Origin of the sequence: Rickettsia endosymbiont of Oedothorax gibbosus (genome assembly GCF_936269705.1) — a bacterium.
Taxonomy (GTDB): Bacteria; Pseudomonadota; Alphaproteobacteria; order Rickettsiales; family Rickettsiaceae; genus Tisiphia.
This window is the reverse complement of record NZ_OW370493.1, coordinates 1,483,285-1,505,571: the sequence shown is the minus strand read 5'-3', so window position 1 is coordinate 1,505,571 and position 22,287 is coordinate 1,483,285. Positions and strand designations below refer to the sequence as shown.

Genomic DNA, 22,287 nt, shown 5'->3' with positions numbered 1-22,287 from the left:
GAATTATGATAAGTTTGTATAAAAATATTTATAGAATTCAAGAAAATACATACAAATCTTTAACAGAAAAATAGATTATTCGTCTTAAAGTTGAGTGGATCGCAATGCTAAAATTTCCCTATGTATCCATAATGTCATATTTGGAATTGCTGGGTTTTGCAGGTGTACCTATTATCTTTAATAAATCAGCAAAACCTCTCTGAGTGTGAGATGGAGTAATGGTAGATTTTGTCTTATTTTTTATGTTTTTGTATTCTGGAAGATAATGCTCCCAAGGCTGTACAGAATTAGCAATATTATCCTTACCTAAATATAATTGCGTATACGCTAACATACAAAACTGCCACCATAATTCTTCATGTTCTACGTCTGCTGTTTGATACGCGTCCAATAGTAAGTTTTGTTTACTGAATCTAAAAAAATGTTCGATATCATAACGAGAATTATAACTTTGATATGCATCAAAAAGAGAAATTTCATTACGCCTTAATCCAAATATACTCAGCCGCAAAGGCAGCAATTCCAAATATGACATTATGGATACATAGGGAAATTTTAGCATTGCGATCCACTCAACTTTAAGACGAATAATCTATTTTTCTGTTAAAGATTTGTATGTATTTTCTTGAATTCTATAAATATTTTTATACAAACTTATCATAATTCACGTTATTGTAATCAATTTGGTAAAAACCAACGGTTAGCAATAAATAAGTCTATTGCTCTAGAAAAAGCTTTTGATAGGTCGAATCTATATTGGCGGGACTCTGTAATCTCGTTTGCCAGCTAATATCTCCCATAACATTTCCATTGATTCAAAGAAAAAAAGGTCTACTAAACTTCTTATTCGTTCCCATAACGATCCTAATCTACCAAATTGCTCCCTCATTTCTTGAAATAATTTATCAACTAATTGGTGTATTTGATGAATAGTAAATGCTAACAAAGTAAAATTGTAGAAATTATAACATAGATTCTCAGAACCATGACCGTAATTATGTTCTATATTATAACCATGATTCTTTAAGCTATTAAAGCATTCGTTCTCTATTTTCCAACGTGCTCTTGCTCCGTCTATTATTGTTTTAGCATTATCTGAGGTGATTTCTAGATCAGTAATCCATTTACCATAATACTGACTTTTGTTACTACCATCTTTCTGCGGCACTAGCTCCCATGCCGCTATATAATTTGTTCTTACCTTAGTGCTAGTAAATAATTCAACATCATTAACCCATTCAATTATCAATTTGTTCCTTCTAAGGCTCAATGTCTCTATCTTTGATTTATCTACAGATTGAACATTATCCATTAATGTCTTATGATTATTGGGTTTTACTTTAAAAATATAATTAGCTTTATGATCACGAATTGTTTCTATCACTGGAGTTGTTGCATATAAGGCATCAGCATTGATTATTATCCCTAATTTATCATGATCCTTTCTAAATCTTGTCAAAAATCTCTTGAAAGCATTCGTCTCACAATCCTCTTTCTCATCACCATCTTGTACACGAATTTCCTCAGGCATTACTGGTATTACTTGTCGTAACCCAAATTTTACAATAGCCCCTTGTAATACTTGATGACAATGATATTGGTTATTTTTATGCCCTCTAATTAGGCAACGTTTACAACTCACTTTATCAGAGCTGTAATATTGTGTACCATCAACATTTAATAAGTATTTACCAGGAAATATTTGATATTGTTCTAGATGCTTCCCTCGTTGTAATTTACTAAATAATTCTTTGAAAATAGGTCTAAACGTTACGTCACTATCTACTTGGTCTATTACGTTCCTCATCCCCTGATCGCTAGGAAGCGATTGTACTGTAAACATGCTACGCAGATTATTACGTTGTTCCTTCCTTTCCATACGCCTTTGAAATTCTAGCAAAGATACTGATTGAAAATACATACACGCCAAACCAGATAACATAATATCTGCTATACTATTACTACTATTTACACCCCTTCTATCTTCTATACCAGCAAATTTATCTGCAATCATACTTCTGATTGCACTAAAACTTAAATGTTTCTTTGAATGCATAACTTGATACCAATATTATATTGATATTATCTTAGATAATTTATCCAACTTTGACTACTTTTTTAACTATTCCTCTACGAAAAACTTATTCCATATCCTTTTACTTACCTTCCTTCTATGACATATTTGGAATCGCTGTATGGGATCGCGTATCCCTTCTACTAGTTGAACAGCGTTAACATTACGGGTAGCAGATTTTTTGACTCTAACGAACATATCAGTAGCATATTTAAAACTAATTGTTGGTTAGTATATCTACTAAAATATTGTATGTCAATAATAAAAATATATGGAGGCACAACAAACGCCCTCTAATTAACAAAACCTTTTTTCTCCTGCTTTTTCTATACACTTATCTTTAACTATTTTCCGAAGTCAGGGTTTCTTAATTATTGTACTGACGCTGATTGATGTGCTGATTATTCAACGTCAAAATTAAAATACTGATCTTTATAAGGCTCGTCTTGTAAAGTATAATGCCACCATTCAGGAGAATATTCCTCAAAATTATGCTTTTTCATTTTTGCACGTAAATAATTACGATTTTGTAAGTAACGTGGATCAATTAAGTCACTATCATGACGAGATACTGAATCCATAAGGTCTACAGAACTATACATGTCAACCGTATTATCATCAAAATAAGGTATAGAGCGACCATCATTTGTGATTCTTTTTCTCATTTTAGGCTTGGTATGTAATTGTTTCCCAAGCTCAATAATAGTTAAATCTACCGTACTTCCACGACTATGAGCTGATTGCTTAGCAACATAACCTAACAGAAAAATTTCAGTTTTATTGATATACGGATAATAATACTCTTTCATTTTTTGATCAACATGATCCTCTCCCCAACTAACAAAATGTTGCACAGCTTTTTTGGGTCTATAAGCATCATAAATTACCAAAGAGTAATTATCATTTTTTACATCTTGCTGAACATTCTTTAGGGCAATTGCTGCTTGTTTAGTTAGTATAGCTCTAGGAGCTTTATAGCCCCTGATCTGTTCTCCTATAAAATTATTATTACTATAATACATCATATGTTGTATTATAGTCGGGTCTATTTGATCCAGATACTCAAAGCCTTCAGGCAGATTAGTTGTTTTGTTTAACATCAGTATATTTCTCAATTAACGATTTTTTTGTTCACAGAGCCTAGGAGTCTGCCTGCAATAACTTTTGACAATTATGGCTATATACCCAGCATATCCCAAATCTTATCAATTTTTTCAATGACTTCACTAGTTATTTCTATTTTCTTTCCCCAAGATCTATTAGTCTCTGGGGATATTTTATTAGTTGCATCTATCCCCATTTTACTACCAAGTCCTGATACAGGGGATGCAAAATCAAGATAATCTATTGGCGAATTATCAATAAACGTAGTATCTCTAGAAGGATCACTCCTAGTTGAGATTGCCCAAGCTACTTCCTTCCAATCTCGAATATCTATATCATCATCTACCACAATAATAAATTTGGTATACATGAATTGTCTTAAAAACGACCAAATTCCCATCATTATTCTTTTTGCATGACCTGGATAAGCCTTGCGGATAGATACAATGGCAATTCTGTAAGAACAACCTTCAGGCGGTAACCAAAAATCAACGATTTCTGGAAATTGTTGCTGAATTATCGGAATAAACATTTCATTTAATGCCACGCCAAGCATCGATGGTTCATCTGGAGCTTTACCAGTATAAGTGCTTAAATATATAGGTTGCTTTTTCATGGTAATAGCCTTAACGTTAAAGACTGGAAAATATTCAACGTCATTATAGTAACCTGTATGGTCACCAAATGGTCCTTCTGGTAGATATTCATCAAAACTTACATGCCCCTCTATAACAATTTCGCTATAAGACGGCACTTTCATATCTATACTAACACAATTTACCAATTCAATTGACTTGCCTCTTAATAATCCAGCAAAATTATACTCAGACATATTATCAGGCAGCGGCATAACAGCCGCCATAGTCACAGCAGGACTTGCCCCAATAACCACTGCAGCAGGGAAAGGCTCTTTTTTTGTTGATGATTGCCAACGTTTATGTTGCTGTGCTCCACCTCGCATTTTAAGCCATCGCATAATAAGTTTGTTACGCCCGACTACTTGCATTCGGTATATACCGAGGTTAAAATTATCTACCTTCTCTAGACTAGGTCCTTTAGTAACAACTATTGGCCAAGTAATTAATGGCGAAATATCAAGAGGCCAGCAGGTTTGTATCGGTAATATATTAACATCAGGATCATCAATTATAACTTCCTGGCAGGGAGCTTTTGATAACATTTTTGGCGACATAGCCAACATTCTTTTTGCCAATGGCAACATGGCAAAGGTTTCTTTAAAGGAAGAAGGTAGTTCGGGGGCTTTAAGAAAAGCTAGCAATTCTCCGAATTTCCTTAAATCTTCTTTACGTTTCAAACCAAGTCCTAAGGCGATTCGCTCAGTACTAGCATATAAATTAGTTAGAACTGGCATATTAGACTTAATTCCATCATTTTTAATAACATTTTCAAACAGCAGAGCCGGACCATCTTGTATTAAAATTCTTCTACTGATTTCTGTTATTTCAAGGTTAGATGATACGGGATAGGATATACGCTTAAGGAGTCCATTTTGTTCAAGAAGTTTTATAAATTGTGGTAAATCTTGGAAACTCATATAATTTTACGGAAATATAAATATAGACTTAAAATAATAGCAATAATCATGTTAGCATAACAAGCAAAGATAAAATTTAAATCTTTTGAAGCAAGATTTTGTAATACAAAATGCAAGTATGTGATAATTATGGCAGAAACTGTCGTAATTAGAATCTGTCTTAAACTAGATTTTTTATTATAAGGCTGCCGTAAAAAAACCGATAATGTAAGAAAGACCAGTACAAAATTATACATAGGCCAAATCAATCTTTGGTGTCCCTCAGCAATTAATTTAATCTTCCTTTGCTCTGATAAAATATTGTTGGGTTTTAACAATTCATCAATATAATACTCATTGATTTCTCGACTATATTTATCCCTTACCAAATTTTTACTATCATTACTAACTAATTCTACGGTTAAAAGCTCGAATGATAAGTTACTTAAATTACCATTATGATCATATGCCTGCCTAACTCCATCTTTTAATTGAAAAGATGAGCTGTTATTATATATTGTAAACATCCCTGATTTAGAAAACAAGATTGCATTGTTATCACACTTACGATTATCAAAAATGATTAAACTTTTCATAGTACCATTAGGTAATTTCTTATCAAAATAAACTGTTATATCTTTAGAAATTGGATTAAATGTCTTCTCATCTAGCATATTGGACGCATAATTATTCCTCATAAAATTAAGATCTGATTTAAGTTTGCCATAAGATAATGGCAATAAACTAGTCGAAATATAATAAGCAAATAACGTAATCATCAGAGCTACCATCAATGATGGGCTAGCTAGTTGGATATTATTTAATCCCAAATTTTGTAAAATAATTATCTGACGTCTCTCACTCAAAGCATTATAAGTATAAATAACAGCAACAATAGTTGCAAAAGGTAATAAAATAAACAACAAAGATGGTATTATTAAAATAATTAAATTTAAGAAATCCTGAACTTTTATGCCCTTATCAATTAAGTACAACATCTTTAATATCTGGGTAATCCATACAAGGCTAGTAACCGAAAAAATAATTATTACCAAAGATGGTATTATATTTTTTATTATATAACTTTTATATATCAACATTCTGTAATCATTTATAGTCTTTCAAATATCTATACCATGCAAAATTATCGATAACTAATGCATAAAATCAAAGTCTTTTCCTTGTTGAATATATTGCCTTATTCTTGACATTAATTCTTGGAAATACACCAAATTATGCCAAGTCATAAGTATTGCTCCTAAAATCTCTTGGCTCTTTACCAAATGATGCAAGTAAGCTTTATTATAATCCTTGCATGTTGGGCATGGGCAATCATATTCAAGCGGCTCCTGATCATCCTTATACTGACTATTGCGAATATTTACTACACCATGTTTGGTGAAAGCTTGACCATTTCGACCAGAACGCGTTGGAATAACACAATCAAACATATCTATTCCCCTGGCAACTGCCCCAATAATATCATCTGGTTTACCAACTCCCATAAGGTATCTTGGCTTATATTTAGGTAATAAATCTGGAGCATAATCTAACACTTTAAACATTATTTTTTGTCCCTCACCTACTGCCAGCCCTCCAATAGCATAACCTTCAAAATCTAATTCCACCAAATTCTTTGCTGACTCGGCACGCAATTCCTGATAGATATTTCCCTGTACAATACCAAATTGACCATAACCTTCTCTTTGAACAAATGCTTTTCTCGATCGAACTCCCCATCTAGATGTTAATTCCATCGATGATTTTGCTTGCTCAAATGTTGCCGGATATGGGGTACATTCGTCAAACGCCATGGTAATGGTACTATCTAGAAGATATTGGATCTCTGTTGCCCGCTCAGGACTTAACATATGCTTACTACCATCAATATGCGAGTTAAAAATTACTCCTTCTTCTGTAATCTTACGTAATTTTGATAGGGACATTACCTGAAAACCACCTGAGTCGGTAAGTACAGGCTTTGACCAATTCATAAATTTACGTAAACCGCCAAACTTGGCAACTCTTTCAGCCCCTGGTTGTAACATTAAATGATAAGTATTACCAAGTATTATATCAGCTCCGGTAGATTCAACTGCTTCTGGTAACATGGCTTTTACCGTACCTTTCGTTCCAACCGGCATAAAAGCTGGGGTACGTATTTGACCATGCTTAGTAGTTATAATACCAGTTCTGGCTTTTTTATGTTGAGATTGTAAATCAAATGAAAATTTTTGCATATTATATTTACCTAAACTGATTCAACCCATATATAGTCAATTCAGGAGAATTGGGTAGCAGGAACGATGGAGCGACGCCATCACCAACTTCTCCTGAATTGACTATAAAAGTAACCAAAAATGGATTGCCACGCTCACATACGTTCGCTCGCAATGACGAGTTATAGATTTACGTCATTACGAGAAAGACCGTAGGTCGACGAAGCAATCAATCCATTTTTGTGTCATACCTGCGTAAGCAGGTATCTAGATTCCGCACCGAAGCGGGAAGACAATTTACTTTCAAACCACCCTAAAAACTATAAAAAAAGTAATATAGGCAACTACAAATAAAACTATATACATGGTGTAATTAAATATGTAGCCTGTTTGCGATCTACTTACCAAAATCCCAAAGTAATTTACTGTTTTGGCAAAATTACTTGGACCAAATCTATCAATGACTCTTTGGTCGATCAAATTCAATAGCTTACTTAAGTTGGCAACTAATCTTACTATCAGCAAGTCATACACTTCATCAAAATAATATTTATGTATCAATAATTTCCTCATAAATGTTATTTTCGCTTTATCAATAATATTCTTATAAAAATAAATACCCAACACAATACCTAGCAATCCCACAACCATTGGTAATAATTTTATGTAAAGAGGGGAATGATTTGCTAGTCTTTGGTAAATATGAATATTGAATATACTATCAAGGAAATAACCATTTGGTTTGTCAATAGCAAGAATATAATGACCTATCATCCCCGCAACAAGACTACCTACCACTAAAAGATTAAGTGGCAGATTCATGATATTAGGTGATTCATGAACGTGATTAAATTGATCAATAGTTAATCTAGTTTTTCCATGAAATACTAATAAGATAATTTTCATAGAATAAATGGCAGTCAAAATTGCCGCCACAATTCCAAGAATAAACACTGTAGTACCTATGACCCCACCGCTACTATATGCTAGCTCTAAAATAGCATCTTTTGAATAAAATCCAGCTAAAGGATAAATACCGATCAGTGCCAGTGAGCCGATTAAGAAATTACAGTAAGTAACCGGCATTTTATCTTTCAAACCACCCATCTTAAAAATATCTTGCTGATGACAAGCGTGAATAACACTACCAGCTGATAAAAATAATAAAGCTTTAAAAAATGCATGAGTAACTAAATGAAAAATACCAGCATTATAAGCTGATACACCGCAAGCAAGAAACATATAGCCAAGCTGGCTACAAGTGGAATAGGCAATAATTTTTTTTATATCATTCTGAACTATGGCAATAGTTGCCGCAAATATACAGGTAATACCGCCAATAATAGCAATAAAGCTCAATACCCCTACACTATATTCAAATAAATAAGAACACCTAGCTACTAAAAATACTCCAGCTGTTACCATAGTTGCAGCATGAATAAGTGCTGAGACTGGTGTTGGACCTTCCATGGCATCTGGTAGCCATATATGCAAGCCAATTTGAGCCGACTTGCCCATACATCCAAGGAATAATAGCAAACAGACTATGTCAATTATCGATACTGTAAAACCCCATATACTCAATTGTATATTAGACAATAATTGGGCTTTATCAAATACACTAGCAAAATCAACTACCCCAAAATAAACAATAATGGTAATAATCCCCACTATAAAGGCAAAATCCCCTATCCTATTGACGATAAAGGCTTTAATTGCTGCTTTATTTGCCGTTTCTTTTTGATACCAAAAACCAATTAATAAGTACGAACATAAACCAACACCTTCCCAACCAAAAAATAATTGAACAAAATTATCGGCTGACACCAAAGCTAGCATAAAGAAGGTAAATAATGATAAAAATGATAGAAATTTAGGTAACCCCTCATCATCTGCCATATAGCCAAGAGAATAAATATGTACCACCGCTGAAATCCAAGTAACCACTATAAACATAATAGCGGTCAGCTGATCGACATAAATTGCCCAATCGATCTTCATCTCACCAATTACTAGCCATTTTGCTAAAATTAGATGAATAATGGCTTTGTTTATTGCCACATTATAAAATATAAAGCTAGCGAATATTGCCGCTAAACTTATTGCAATAGAAGCAATGCAAGCTGCTTGCTTCTTGCTAAAACACTGACAAAACAAACCATTAATCATACCAGATATTAATGGTAACATTACCGTGAATATTGCTAATGCATTTACCATACCAATTCCTAAAATTAAATTGCTCTTTGGGATACGCCTAGTATCAGGGCTTATGCTTTGTATAGCTAACCCGATTAGCATTTATCCATAACAAACTGACGTCATTGCGAGACCACATAGTGGTCGTGGCAATCCATTTGGATTGCTTTTGGGATTGCTTTTGGGATTGCTTCGTCGCTACCAAAGTAGCTTCTCGCAATGACGCATATGTTCCATCAATCAACCTTTCATCTGATTCATATCACTCAGTTCTATCGAACCTTTATTTCTAAAATAAACTAATAATATTGCAAGACCTATAGAGGTTTCGGCAGCTGCTATTGTTAAGATTATTATACTAAAAATTTGACCCGATATCTCATGGGCATAAGCAGAAAATGCGACAAAATTGATGTTGACAGCTAGCAGCATCAATTCAATCGACATCAGAATTGTTATGACATTCTTACGATGCATAAACAAACCGACCATTCCTATACTGAAAATCAGTGCCGACAAAATTAAATAATGTTCCAAAGTAATAGTACTAATCATATTGAATTTCTTCCACTCCTTCACTTAAACGCGGTTTAACCATTAATATACAATTATCCTTGTTTTTAGCATGTTGCTTGGCAATATCCTGCCTCTTAACTCCACTACGATGCCTAATAGTTAGAGTAATACAAGATATCATTGCCATAAATAGAATAATACCTGAAATTTGGAAAGGTAAAATATATTCAGTATATAGTACTTGTCCAATAGCATGAGTATTAGAGTCAATTGATGAGAAGTTGGGGACGTTGTCGCTCGTCACTCGCCTATTACTTATAGGCGTCACTCCATCGCTCCTAGCCCCAAATTCTCCTGAATTGACTCTAGTATGGTTAGCTATCTCTGAAGAACCCATATTATCTAACACTATACCTTGTACACCTAAGCAAATTATCAAAACAAGATCAGCAAACATAATGAGTGCTACAGTCATACTGATCAATAAGTTTTTTTTGAATTGTACAATAATATCCATAAAACAAATATTCAACATCATTATAACAAACAAAAACAATACTGCTACTGCTCCAACATATATTACAACCAACATCATTGCTAAAAATTCTGCTCCTAATAGAATCATTAGCCCTGAACCGTTACAGAAAGTAAAGATCAGCCATAACACAGAATAAACAGGATTTTTACTCATGACCACCAAAACACTACTTATAACCATTAGCCCGGCAAATAAATAAAAAAACATTTCCATAATTATCTACCAGTAATTATTTATATTTATAATCATTATGTAGCTTAATTGCTAATTCTTGCTCCCACATATCACCATTCTTCAATAATTTTTCTTTATCATAAAGCAATTCTTGATGACTAATAGTAGCAAATTCAAAATTAGGACCTTCCACTATCGCATCAACTGGGCATGCTTCTTGGCATAGACCACAATAAATGCACTTAGTCATATCAATATCATATCTAGTAGTACGCCTACTACCATCTGCTCTTTCTTTTGCCTCAATAATAATAGCCTGAGCTGGGCAAATTGCTTCGCAAAGCTTACAGGCAATACAACGCTCTTCACCATTAGCGTAACGCCTTAATGCATGTTCACCCTTAAATCTTGGGCTTATCCGCCCCTTTTCATAGGGATAATTTATCGTTACTTTAGGTTTAAAGAAATACCTCAAAGTTAGACTAAGCCCTGATAGTATTTCAAATAACAAAAAAGACTTCAGGTAATTAATTATTTTCATTTCATTATACACCAAAAATTTGTAGCACTAAGTATGTTTTACAATTTATTTTCTTGTTATAGTCAATTGATAAGAAATTGGTGACGTTGTCGCTCAATGCTCACCTATTATTTATAGGCGTCGCTCCATCGTTCCTAGCCATAAACTCTCCTGAATTGACTATAATTTATGCCATATACAAACATAGCACATTTGGGGTAATTGTAAAATTATTAGATAGAGAAATAATATCAAACAGTAAAGAACCATCAAAGAAGTCTCTAGCCTGGATATTGCATGAAGGTGGTATTTATAAAAATAAAATGGCAATATCGCTTATAAGTGGTCATGGATATGTTAATTTTCACTTAAATTATGTCTAGATATGCAATTCTTCCTGATTTAAGATAAAATCCCCCCTTACCCCCATTTTTTATTGTACCGGGGACAGTACCATATTAGCTTATTCTATAGCTAATTTTTTCATAACACTATCCCATATATGTTGGTAAGGATAAGATGAAGACAACAAGAATTTAATGCTCCTAGTATTTCTAATAATTACTGCTCCAATTTTGAACAATTTTAAACGCACCGTTCCTACCAAGGCTTTAGCTAATTCAGTACCTTGTAAAAACTTATCATACCAATTGCAATAATTAACGCAGTGGTGTAAAATGGGTTTTTAACTGATAAAGGTACTCAAATGGCTAGGTTAATATTACCACAAGGTTTTCATGGTCATGATTTTATAAAAATGATGAAACATGAGCCGCATGGTCGAAATCGTATACGTTTATTGGCGATGTATCACCTTCAATTAGGCAAATCTTTAAAAGCCATATCTGAAATAGTGAAGTCACACTGGAAAACTGTGCAATCATGGCTCAGAAGATTTAGGAATCATGGTTTTGAAGGATTATTTGAATCACAAAGAAGCGGCGCCCCTAGGAAGATTAACACTATACAAGAGTCTGCTCTTTTTGATAAAATCAATACGCTCAGTGAAAGTAAAACTGGTGGGTATATAACTGGAAAGGAGCTACATATCATGTTACTTGAGAAATATGGTGCTAAATGCGCTTTAAAAACAGTCTACAATACTATGCACCGCCTTGGTTTTAGCTGGATTACTTCTCGTTCAATGCATCCAAAGTCAAATCAAGAGACTCAAAATACATATAAAAAAACTTCCCAGACATGTTAACAAAATTATTACCAAAAAATATCGATAGATGTAAAGTTGATATATGGTCTCAGGATGAAACTCGAGTTGGGCAACAAGGTAGCTTAACTCGTATATGGGCTAAGCGTGGCACTAGACCCCGTAAAGTTCGGCAACAGCAATTCATTTCAACATATATTTATGGAGCTGCTTGCCATGATACAGGAGAAGCTTTTGCATTAATTTTACCATATGCAAACACACAGGCAATGAATAAATTCTTAGAAGAGCTTTCTCGCAGTATTCAAGGCAACCGACATATAGCTTTACTAACGGATAATGCAGGTTGGCACACAGCCAAAAAACTAACTGTGCCAAGCAATATCACTTTGATACCGCTTCCGCCCTATGCACCGGAACTTAATGCAATGGAACAAGTTTGGGAATGGATCAAAAATCATTTCTTGTCTAACCAATGTTATGGTGTATATGAAGATATCGTCACTATGGCTTGTTACGCTTGGAATCAATTTGCTCATAATGTAGATTTAGTAAAATCAATTATGTATAGAGACTGGATAAACACACCGTGTTAATTATTGCAATTAGTCTGAGTTGATTAGCCCACCATTTATGGCATGAAGTGCGATCGGCAAATAGCTCTAACTGTTGCTCTTTTATACGATTTTCCATATCTCCACGTGCACAGTAAATTTTATCATATAAATCTTCTGGCTTACCTGCTAAATTAGTTACTATATATCTTGGATTCTCACCAAGGCTAATTACTTCTGCTTTACCAACTATCTTACGATGACGACTCCAGCTATCAGCTTTATATTTAAATTCACTAAAAAAGCGTTGCTTCTCTTTGCTAATTGTGAAGGCTTCGTTAGATTGTTGCATCAATGGCTCAAGCAGCTTGTTGAGTCTAGTATTTTGGGCTATTCCGACTATATATTTTACATTATTTTCATCACACCAATCCAGCATCTGATGACGACAAAATCCACCATCACCACGAAAAATAATCTCTACTTCAGGCCACGATTGATGAAAACGCTTGACTAATAGAGATAATATTGCCCAGCTATGCTTTGCTTGTTCTAGCTTTGAGCTGCGAAGATTGCTTACTAACAGCTTTTTTCCACAAAAAACATATAAAGGTAGAAAGCAATTATGACGATAATATCCATGATAAAACTTCCCCTCTTGATTGCCATAAATTTCATCATCAGTGGCATCAAAATCAAGTATTAATTGTTTCGGCACGGTTTTATGAGATTCGACAAACTTGTCAATCATCACCTTATGAGCTTTAAGAGCAAATCCACGATCTGCTTTATTTTCTAAACGGCATAAAGTAGAGCTACTAGCCATATCGTCCAGTGTGTCTATACTTGTTTGCAAAGCTGGACATTTTCTTAAATTATCGTGATCATTTAAATCTTCATAACCAAGAGCAATACCATAAATACGCTGTTTGAGCATTGTTAAAATAGTATGAGTAATTTTATCAGAATCTCGCTTATCAGGAAAAATCTTAGCCAGTTCATTAGTTAGACCAAGTCTTTTATCTGCTTCTCTTAGCAATAATACACCTCCATCGCTACTAATATTACCTCCTGTGAAATTTATTTCTATTTGACGATTTTTTACTTTCGATTGGTAAATTAATCCTGTACAATTTGTCATGGCAAAACCCTCTATGTAATCTTCTTTTAACACTGATATTATATAGTATTACAAGGGTTTTGTCTCTATTCTTTCATGCAATATTCAGGCTAAAACCTAATGAAATGCTGATGATTGAGGTTCTGTATTGGAATGGTGGTAATAAGCTAGTGGGTAAGTTTACAAAGTTTTTTAAGCATATGGTTCTTTATACTGAAAGTTCTAAGTTAAAATATCTAGCACAAAGATTAATCGAAGTAAGAGAAGGTTCTAATAAAGAAAGAGTTAAGGGAATTCAAAATCGCAGAAATGTGCAAAGTGAAATAGGTGATTCGTCTAAATGCCCTACCCTACTCCCATATAGTGGGTATTCTCATGATTTTTTTTCACCACCACCTCTTGTAAAATAGATTGTAAATTACTATATCAGAACTTGTTAAGTTGAATTGTTTAATCGGAATTAGGAGTGTATATGGCAAAAATTATAGGTATAGATTTAGGAACAACAAATTCCTGCGTTGCAGTAATGGAAGGGAAAGAACCGAAAGTTATAGCAAATGCCGAAGGAGTTAGAACGACTCCCTCAATGGTAGGATTTGCTAGCGGTGGTGAAAAATTAATTGGCGAACCAGCAAAGCGTCAAGCTGTGACCAATCCAAAGAATACTTTATATGGCGTTAAAAGATTGATAGGTAGAAATTTCTCTGATCCTATGGTTAAAAAAGATCAAGACCTTGTACCGTACCAAATCGTAAAAGCTGCTAATAATGATGCTTGGGTTGAAGTTAACGGAGAAAAATATTCACCTAGTCAAATTAGTGCTTATATTCTGCAAAAAATGAAGGAAACAGCTGAAAATTATCTTGGTGAAAAGGTAACGCAAGCAGTTATTACTGTACCAGCATATTTTAACGATGCACAACGTCAAGCAACCAAAGATGCTGGAAAAATTGCTGGCTTGGACGTATTACGGATAATCAACGAACCAACAGCTGCAGCTTTAGCATATGGTTTTGATAAAGCTGAAAGCAAAATAATTGCAGTTTATGATCTTGGTGGCGGTACGTTTGACGTATCAATTTTAGAAATAGGTAACGGAGTATTTGAGGTTAAATCTACCAACGGTAATACTTTCCTTGGTGGGGAAGATTTTGATTCGAGAATTCTAGATTATTTAATCGATGAATTTAAGAAAGAAAGCGGTATGGATTTACGCAAAGATCCTTTAGCTTTACAGCGTTTGAAAGAAGCTGCAGAAAAAGCTAAAAAAGAATTATCATCTGTACCGCAAACCGATGTTAATTTACCATATATTACAGCTGATAGTTCAGGTCCTAAACATTTAAATATAAAATTTACTAGAGCAAAATTAGAATCTTTAGTGGCAACGCTAATTGATGATACAATAGAACCATGTAAGAAAGCTTTAAAAGATGCTGGGCTAAAAGCCTCAGATATTCAGGAAGTAGTGCTAGTTGGCGGTATGACTAGAATGCCAAAAGTTATTGACAAGGTAAAAGAATTTTTTGGTCGCGAACCACATAGAGGAGTAAATCCTGATGAAGTCGTAGCTCTAGGGGCTGCTATTCAAGGTGGGGTATTAAACAAAGAAGTTACTGATATATTATTACTAGATGTTACCCCTTTATCTTTAGGTATTGAAACTCTTGGGGGGGTATTTACTAGGCTGATTGATCGTAATACAACTATTCCTACCAAGAAAAGTCAAACATTCTCTACAGCGGACGATAACCAACATGCGGTAACGATTAGAGTATTCCAAGGTGAACGGGAAATGGCAGCTGCTAATAAGCTGCTTGGGCAATTTAATCTTGATGGTATTCCCCCTGCCCCACGAGGAGCACCACAAATTGAAGTAACCTTTGATATCGATGTTAATGGTATAGTTCACGTTTCTGCCAAAGATAAAGCTAGTGGTAAAGAACAAAAAGTAACTATCCAGGCTTCCGGAGGGCTTAGTGATGCAGAAATTGAACAAATGGTCAAAGATGCGGAAAAAAATGCTGATGAGGATAAAAAGCGTCGTGAATTAATTGAAGCTAAAAATAATGCCGATAGCTTGATTTATTCAACTGAAAAGACTCTAAAAGAATATGATGGTAAAATATCAGTTAGTGATAAACAACAAGTAGAAAATGCTATAACAGAGTTAAAGGCAGCTTTAGAGTCAGATAATCCTGAAGAAATTAAAGCGAAAACTGACGCTCTTATGGCAGCAAGCATGAAAATTGGAGAAGCTATGTATAAATCTCCGTCAGAAGATGATAGTAATGCAGAAGCTAAGGCAAGTGATGACGATAAAGTAGTTGATGCTAATTACGAGGATGTAAGTAATAAGTAATTACTATGCCATTGCGAGGAGGTGTAAACCTCCGAAGCAATCTAGTTTAATGAACAATGGATTGCTTCAACCATTTACATGGTCTCGCAATGACGTATATACATCCCAACCGTCATTGCGAGCTGATGTATCCCCACGAAATTGTTGCAAAATAGCAAGAATTGATAGAATATCTTCATTATTTAATGATGATGGAGATAGTAGGTTATGGATGTAAAAACAGTATTAAATGAAGTACTCAATAACTAACCAGCTGAAGCTGGTAGGTTGAAGTTGCGACTAGAAGTCACGGATTTACTCTAAAGAGATATTCATTACATTATTAGGCTGATGTGCATCTGAATGATTGTTAATGTAGTTATTGATTATATCATCAGTGACATTACCACTGGTTGAGCTAAAGAAGCCCCTAGCCCAAAAGTGGCGTCCCCAGTAAGTTTTTCTAATTTCAGGAAATTCTTGCTGAATTTTATATGATGAACGTCCTTTAGCTGCTTTAACAAACTGACTAATGGATATATGAGGTGGAATTTCAGCCATAATATGGACATGATCGGCAGATAATATTCCATTGATGATTTTGATACCAAGATATTCTGCTACCTGAGCAATAATTTCTCTAATTCTAATCCTGAGGTTACCTGTGAGTACTTTGTATCGATACTTAGTAATCCAAACGATATGGAAGCGGTGGTAAAATACGGTGTGGCTAGACTTACTATAATCAGTCATATATATTATTCTCTATTCAGAGAATAATATATATGATAACATTAGTAAATTGAAATATTTTAGAACAAGGACTGAAGTCTTTTCCGGCTGAAGCCGGAGGTTTTAACCAAATTTTGGGACAATAAAAGAACATTGTCCTTTTATACATAATAATCGTTTAAATGCGTTACTTGATGTTGCAGAAGGCTTGCGATATAGTCAGAATTTGTCTTTGAGTGCAATTGGCAGGAACTTGAGTGGTGATAGTAAAGTAAAACATAAAATAAAAAAAGTTGATAGATGTATAGGTAACAAACATTTATATAACGAGGTTGATAATCTCTATAGTGCTTTATCATATTTCATATTTGAGTTTATCAAGCATTCTAATGATGACAGTGTTGTGATTGATTTATGTTATCTTAAAGATGATCGCATGGTACAAATGCTAAGTGCTCAATTTTGTACAAGAGGGATGAGTTTACCTTTGTATCAAGATGTGTTTGAAGAAGGTGAATTAAAGGGCAGAACGGTAGAATTTTTAAATAAATTAAAGAGTATAATACCTGATGGAAAAAGGGTTATTGTGATTATGGACGCTGGCTTTCATATTGAATGGTTTAAGGAAATAGAAAAACAAGGGTGGAGTTGGGTGTGTCGGGTACGACAAGGAAAAGATTTAAAATTAGCTAAGAATGAGGATTGGATATCAGTTGAAAATTTCATGCCATCAATTGGTTCAAAAACGATGGAATGTGGTACGATTCTGCTAACCAAAGCTCATAAATATTCCTGCAGAATGGTTACAACTTGCAAAGTCCCTAAGGGTCGAGTGCAGAAGGTTAGCAGGAATCGTACTAGCAGTAAAACAGCAAATGGTTCATATAACAAAGCTGCAAAAGAACCTTGGATATTGGTAACTAACTTAAGTTCTGATGAATATAAGGGAGCGGAAATAGTGAGGTTATATAGCAAACGTATGCAAATAGAGGAGACGTTTCGAGTGATAAAAAGTCATAAATTTGGTCTTGCTGGAAGATATATTCGAACTTTAGATGTGAATAGATGGGGAGTTTTAATGTTACTATCTGCCATTGTTATTATAACATATTGGGTTATAGGTGTGGTAGGCTATAGCCAAGGTATGCAAAGAATTTTCCAACCTAACACAGTAAAAGATAAAAAGATTTATTCGTATTTTACCCTTGGGAAATTTATTATTGAATTTAATTATTTGCATGCCATAAAACCATTGGTAGAACCCCTGGCATCTATTATAAAGACGGAGCTTTGTCGTGCTTAATTTCGTGGGGATACATCAGATTGCGAGGAGGCGTTAGCCTCGAAGCAATCCATATGACAATTTATGGATTGCCACGCTCACATACGTTCGCTCGCAATGATGTTTTGGCTAAAAATAAAATTTAAAATAAGATATCCTTATTATGTCTACAAAAGATTATTACCAAGTACTTGGAGTTAATAAAACTGCTAGCCAAGCAGAAATAAAGAAGGCTTATCATAAATTAGCTATGCAATATCATCCTGACCGTAATTCACAGGATCAACAAGCAGAAAAAAAGTTTAAGGAAATAAGTAGTGCTTATGATATACTAAAAGATGAGCAGAAAAGAGCAGCATATGATCGTTTTGGACATAAGGCTTTTCATAATTCAGGAGCAGCATCGTCAGCTGGAAGGCAGGCTTCTAGAGGGGGAAATCATGATTTGAATGATATATTTGGTGAGTTTTTTAATGATTTTATGGGCGGCGGGGCAAGAAAGTCGCACCAGTCCACTAGCGTTAGAGGTTCAGATTTAAAATATGAGATCACAGTTACTTTGTCAGAAGCATTTCGTGGTATCGAGAAGAATATTAGCTTTACTAGTGAAGTAAAGTGTTCCCCATGTAACGGTAGCGGTTCAGAAAATAATGATACTGGCATGACCAAATGTGATACTTGTGGAGGACACGGAGCTACAAGAATACAGCAGGGTTTCTTTACCTTAGAACAAACTTGTGCAAAATGCCAAGGTGTAGGGCAAATAATTAAAAATCCATGTAAAAAATGTCATGGTCAAGGGCGTCATTCACAACATAGGAATTTATTGGTAAATATTCCAGCTGGTATTGAGGAAGGCACAAGAATAAGACTTACTGGTGAAGGAGATGCCGGAATGCGAGGAGGTAGTAATGGAGATTTGTATATTTTTGTTACTATTAAGCCACATGACCTGTATAAAGTTGATGGAATTAATTTGCATTGTCGACTACCTATTAGTTTCATTAAAGCTATTTTAGGTGGAGAAATAGAAATACCAGATATAGAAGGCGGTAAGGTAAAGTTAAAAATACCAGCCGGCACACAAAATGGCGAGCAACTAAGACTAAAAGGTAAAGGTATGTCTAAGGTTAGATCAACCATTAGAGGGGATATGTTTGCCCACATCCATATTGAGATACCGAAAAATCTTACTAAAAAACAAAAAGAATTACTAGAGATGCTAGATACAGAATTGTCAAGCGACAAAGATGAAGATGATGCTAGTTTTTTTAATAAAATGAAAAATTTATGGTCATAAAATTTGATTTTTTTGATATAGTCAATTCAGGAGAATTTGGGTCTAGCCCGATTAGCATTTTACTATGACTTTTACATTGCCATGACTGTTTAGAATCTAATAACCAATATTTGCGGTAAAATTGTTTGTAATATGCATATACTATTAACATTAAAAAGAATATTACTAATTATTCGTCAAAATAGCCGTATAGTTATTAAATTGGTAATTATAGATCAATTAGTAAAATGGTGGTTTATAAATTATCTAAGGGGCAAGATTGGTCTAACCATGAAGGTAACAAGCTTTTTAGATATAGTTTATAGCTGGAACCATGGTATTAGTTTTGGAATGTTCCGAAATTATTATCAGTATAGCAATATGTTGTTTATAGTTATTAACTCTGTTGTTATAATATATTTATGGTATATCTTATTAAAATGTAAGACAATGACAGGCTTTGTTGGTTATAGCTTTGTCATTGGTGGGGCTATCGGTAATTTGATCGATCGTTTTGTTAATGGAGCGGTATTTGATTTTATTTATTTTCATTATCAAGATTTTGGTTTTCCAATATTTAATCTAGCTGATAGTTTCATTTCATTAGGAGTAATGTTCTTATTGCATGATTATTATAAGACTAAGAAAATTGTTGAACAACAACAAGATGTTCAATATAATCACACTATGATACAAGCTGAAGCAGATAGGATCCGTGAGCTTGCTTTTAAGGAAAATATAAATTTAAAAGGAGATTAAGTGCGTATAATTTTTTGGTTATTTGCTACTGTAATAATGTTATCTGCATGCAGTAAAGAAGTAAAAGAAACAATAGGAATTGTGACCCCTGGACCTGATGAATACAAGGTAGGACGTAACAAAACTCTAGAAATGCCGCCTCACTATGACTTACCTGCTATTAAAGTAAAAGATGAAGAAAACCCTAAATCGCCTTCTACAGAAACTCTTACTGATGGTGAACAGGCTTTGATAAAAGAAATAGAAAAATAAGATTAATTATATAATTTTTTCACTTTTTCACTTAGTGGACAGAAATTTTGGTATATACTCAAAGATATAGAGGACAATAATTGCCGGAGTTTAAAATAAGGTGAGTGATAATAATAAAAATAGACCTCTTGCAAAACTCGCTTATGCTGAGGAATTTGAAGGAGACGCTTCACCTCGAACCGCAGCGTACTCTAGTGTACGTGAGGATTCGAGTACCGAATCGACGTACAAATTACCAGCAGAAGTAGAGTTAGGCAAGAGGTCTAATGTTGTACTGAATTTTGGACCACAACATCCAGCTACCCATGGAGTTTTAAGATTAATCTTAGAAATGGATGGTGAGGTTATCAATAAGGCAGACCCGCATATTGGCTTATTGCATCGTGGTACTGAAAAATTAATTGAGTATAAAACATATCTACAAGCTATACCATACTTTGATCGATTAGATTACGTATCGCCAATGTGTCAAGAACATGCCTTTGCTTTAACAGTTGAAGGATTGCTTGGCTGCGAAGTTCCAAGACGAGCTCAGTTTATTCGAGTGATGTTTTCTGAACTTACCCGTATCCTTAATCACATCCTTAATATCACAACCCAAGCTCTAGATGTTGGGGCTACTACCCCTCTATTATGGTTATTTGAGGAACGTGAAAAAATTATGGAATTCTATGAGCGTGTATCTGGTTCTAGGATGCATGCAAATTATTTTAGACCTGGTGGCGTTGCCCAAGACTTACCAGATGATATATTAGAAGATATTCATATTTTTATTCAACAATTTCCTAAAAAATTACAAGATGTTGAAACTTTGTTAAATGACAATAGGATCTGGAAACAACGCCTAGTAGATATCGGAGCAGTAAGCCAAAAAGAAGCTATGGATTGGGGGTTTTCTGGTCCAATACTGCGAGGCTCAGGTATCGCATGGGATCTTAGAAAAACCAATCCGTACGATGTATATGGTGAACTAGATTTTGACATACCAATTGGCAAAAATGGTGATTGTTATGATAGGTATTTGGTTCGCATTGAAGAAATGTACCAATCACTTAAAATTATACAACAATGTCTTGAAAAAATACCGAAAGGTAGTATTAAAACTGATGACCCTAAAATTGCCCCACCATCAAGAAAGAAAATGAAAGAATCGATGGAAGCAATGATTAATCATTTTAAACTTTATACTGAAGGATATAACGTACCACAAGGCGAGATATATCGGTTTGTTGAAGCCCCAAAAGGCGAGTTTGGGGTATATTTATACTCTGATGGAAGCAATAAACCTTATAGATGCCGTATTAAAGCCCCTGGATTTGCTCATCTGCAAGGTTTAGACTTTATGTCGAGAGGACATTTGATGGCAGATGTGGTAACTATTATTGCCAGTCTTGACATTGTTTTTGGAGAAATTGATCGATGAATGATGAACCACTAAATTTCAGCTTTAATGATGAAAATCTAAAAAAAGCTCAAGATATTATTAAGAAATATCCTGAAAATAGACAGAAAAGTGCGATCCTACCATTACTTGACCTTGCCCAACGGCAAATGAATGGTTGGTTACCTAAAGCATCGATAGAGTATGTAGCAAATTTTCTAAATATACCTTTCATCAGAGCTTATGAAGTTGCAACATTCTATACCATGTTTAATCTACAACCAGTAGGACGATATCACATACAAATTTGTGGTACTACCCCCTGTTGGCTAAGGGGTAGCGATAAAATTGCTACTATCTGTAAGAATAAACTTGCTATTAATTTCGGTGAGCTAACCAGCGATAAAAAGTTTAGCCTTACAGAAGTTGAATGTTTGGGTGCTTGTGTTAATGCACCAGTTATCCAAATCAACGATGATTTTTTTGAAGAGTTAGATGAAGAAGGCATGGCTAAGTTAATTGATAGCCTTGCTTAATATTTATT

The 22,287-nt window shown here is 34.3% G+C and carries 22 protein-coding genes and 1 pseudogene; 10 read left to right on the top strand and 13 right to left on the bottom strand.

The window, feature by feature from the left end:
* Positions 1-118: 118 nt before the first annotated feature.
* The 11 genes and pseudogenes from NBW66_RS08125 to NBW66_RS14555 all read right to left on the bottom strand — a co-directional run bounded on the left by NBW66_RS08125 (position 119) and on the right by NBW66_RS14555 (position 11,557).
* The gene (locus NBW66_RS08125; RefSeq protein ID WP_250310660.1) at positions 119-535 is read right to left on the bottom strand and encodes a hypothetical protein; all 417 of its coding nucleotides are present in this window, start codon (positions 533-535) and stop codon (positions 119-121) included.
* Positions 536-751: 216 nt separating this feature from the next.
* The gene (locus NBW66_RS08120; protein ID WP_250310659.1) at positions 752-2,056 is read right to left on the bottom strand and encodes a transposase; all 1,305 of its coding nucleotides are present in this window, start codon (positions 2,054-2,056) and stop codon (positions 752-754) included.
* 419 nt (positions 2,057-2,475) lie between these two features.
* Positions 2,476-3,174, bottom strand: coding sequence for a M15 family metallopeptidase (locus NBW66_RS08115; protein ID WP_250310658.1), 699 nt, complete (start codon positions 3,172-3,174; stop codon positions 2,476-2,478).
* Between the two features lie 77 nt (positions 3,175-3,251).
* Positions 3,252-4,733, bottom strand: coding sequence for a UbiD family decarboxylase (locus NBW66_RS08110; protein ID WP_250310657.1), 1,482 nt, complete (start codon positions 4,731-4,733; stop codon positions 3,252-3,254).
* Complete coding sequence (locus tag NBW66_RS08105) at positions 4,730-5,812, bottom strand: LptF/LptG family permease (RefSeq protein ID WP_250310656.1); 1,083 nt, start codon at positions 5,810-5,812, stop codon at positions 4,730-4,732. Before NBW66_RS08105 ends, NBW66_RS08110 begins: the two co-directional genes overlap by 4 nt.
* A 54-nt stretch (positions 5,813-5,866) precedes the next feature.
* On the bottom strand, positions 5,867-6,952 hold the full coding sequence (tgt, locus tag NBW66_RS08100; RefSeq protein WP_250310655.1) for a tRNA guanosine(34) transglycosylase Tgt: 1,086 nt from the start codon (positions 6,950-6,952) through the stop codon (positions 5,867-5,869).
* A gap of 282 nt (positions 6,953-7,234) precedes the next feature.
* Positions 7,235-9,151, bottom strand: coding sequence for an NADH-quinone oxidoreductase subunit L (nuoL, locus tag NBW66_RS08095; protein WP_250312166.1), 1,917 nt, complete (start codon positions 9,149-9,151; stop codon positions 7,235-7,237).
* 219 nt (positions 9,152-9,370) lie between these two features.
* The gene (gene nuoK, locus NBW66_RS08090; protein WP_250310654.1) at positions 9,371-9,685 is read right to left on the bottom strand and encodes an NADH-quinone oxidoreductase subunit NuoK; all 315 of its coding nucleotides are present in this window, start codon (positions 9,683-9,685) and stop codon (positions 9,371-9,373) included.
* Positions 9,686-9,763: 78 nt separating this feature from the next.
* Positions 9,764-10,397, bottom strand: a pseudogene (locus tag NBW66_RS08085) (NADH-quinone oxidoreductase subunit J); the annotation flags it as partial.
* Positions 10,398-10,413: 16 nt separating this feature from the next.
* A complete protein-coding gene (nuoI, locus tag NBW66_RS08080) occupies positions 10,414-10,893 on the bottom strand; it encodes an NADH-quinone oxidoreductase subunit NuoI (RefSeq protein WP_250312165.1) in 480 nt (159 codons plus the stop codon).
* A gap of 448 nt (positions 10,894-11,341) precedes the next feature.
* Positions 11,342-11,557, bottom strand: a complete 216-nt coding sequence (locus NBW66_RS14555) for a transposase (protein WP_284346747.1) — start codon at positions 11,555-11,557, stop codon at positions 11,342-11,344.
* A gap of 27 nt (positions 11,558-11,584) precedes the next feature.
* On the opposite strand from NBW66_RS14555, the gene NBW66_RS08070 reads away from it, so the two are divergent.
* Positions 11,585-12,085, top strand: coding sequence for a helix-turn-helix domain-containing protein (locus NBW66_RS08070; RefSeq protein ID WP_250310651.1), 501 nt, complete (start codon positions 11,585-11,587; stop codon positions 12,083-12,085).
* Entirely contained in the window at positions 12,079-12,639 is a 561-nt protein-coding gene (locus NBW66_RS08065) for an IS630 family transposase (RefSeq protein ID WP_250310543.1), read from the top strand. The genes NBW66_RS08070 and NBW66_RS08065 overlap by 7 nt, the downstream gene beginning before the upstream one ends.
* Here the strand turns inward: NBW66_RS08065 and NBW66_RS08060 are convergent.
* Positions 12,605-13,771: an IS1380 family transposase gene (locus NBW66_RS08060; RefSeq protein WP_250310650.1), complete on the bottom strand. Its 1,167-nt coding sequence runs from the start codon at positions 13,769-13,771 to the stop codon at positions 12,605-12,607. The two genes, NBW66_RS08065 and NBW66_RS08060, sit on opposite strands and share 35 nt — an antisense overlap.
* Positions 13,772-13,848: 77 nt before the next feature.
* On the opposite strand from NBW66_RS08060, the gene NBW66_RS08055 reads away from it, so the two are divergent.
* Together NBW66_RS08055 and dnaK are read left to right on the top strand one after the other, a co-directional pair.
* Complete coding sequence (locus NBW66_RS08055) at positions 13,849-14,127, top strand: hypothetical protein (protein ID WP_250310649.1); 279 nt, start codon at positions 13,849-13,851, stop codon at positions 14,125-14,127.
* A gap of 62 nt (positions 14,128-14,189) precedes the next feature.
* Positions 14,190-16,079, top strand: a complete 1,890-nt coding sequence (gene dnaK / locus NBW66_RS08050; RefSeq protein WP_250310648.1) for a molecular chaperone DnaK — start codon at positions 14,190-14,192, stop codon at positions 16,077-16,079.
* A 294-nt stretch (positions 16,080-16,373) separates the two neighbouring features.
* Here the strand turns inward: dnaK and tnpA are convergent, their stop codons facing one another.
* On the bottom strand, positions 16,374-16,811 hold the full coding sequence (tnpA, locus tag NBW66_RS08045; protein WP_250310592.1) for an IS200/IS605 family transposase: 438 nt from the start codon (positions 16,809-16,811) through the stop codon (positions 16,374-16,376).
* A gap of 187 nt (positions 16,812-16,998) precedes the next feature.
* On the opposite strand from tnpA, the gene NBW66_RS08040 reads away from it, so the two are divergent.
* The 6 genes from NBW66_RS08040 to nuoE all read left to right on the top strand — a co-directional run bounded on the left by NBW66_RS08040 (position 16,999) and on the right by nuoE (position 22,279).
* On the top strand, positions 16,999-18,093 hold the full coding sequence (locus tag NBW66_RS08040; protein ID WP_250310647.1) for an IS4 family transposase: 1,095 nt from the start codon (positions 16,999-17,001) through the stop codon (positions 18,091-18,093).
* Positions 18,094-18,235: 142 nt separating this feature from the next.
* Positions 18,236-19,372, top strand: coding sequence for a molecular chaperone DnaJ (gene dnaJ, locus NBW66_RS08035; RefSeq protein ID WP_250310646.1), 1,137 nt, complete (start codon positions 18,236-18,238; stop codon positions 19,370-19,372).
* Between the two features lie 138 nt (positions 19,373-19,510).
* Entirely contained in the window at positions 19,511-20,110 is a 600-nt protein-coding gene (gene lspA / locus NBW66_RS08030) for a signal peptidase II (RefSeq protein WP_250312164.1), read from the top strand.
* A 36-nt stretch (positions 20,111-20,146) separates the two neighbouring features.
* A complete protein-coding gene (locus NBW66_RS08025; RefSeq protein WP_250310645.1) occupies positions 20,147-20,362 on the top strand; it encodes a DUF3035 domain-containing protein in 216 nt (71 codons plus the stop codon).
* A 274-nt stretch (positions 20,363-20,636) separates the two neighbouring features.
* On the top strand, positions 20,637-21,785 hold the full coding sequence (nuoD, locus tag NBW66_RS08020) for an NADH dehydrogenase (quinone) subunit D (protein ID WP_410525833.1): 1,149 nt from the start codon (positions 20,637-20,639) through the stop codon (positions 21,783-21,785).
* The gene (gene nuoE, locus NBW66_RS08015) at positions 21,782-22,279 is read left to right on the top strand and encodes an NADH-quinone oxidoreductase subunit NuoE (protein ID WP_250310643.1); all 498 of its coding nucleotides are present in this window, start codon (positions 21,782-21,784) and stop codon (positions 22,277-22,279) included. The genes nuoD and nuoE overlap by 4 nt, the downstream gene beginning before the upstream one ends.
* The last annotated feature ends 8 nt before the right edge of the window (positions 22,280-22,287 follow it).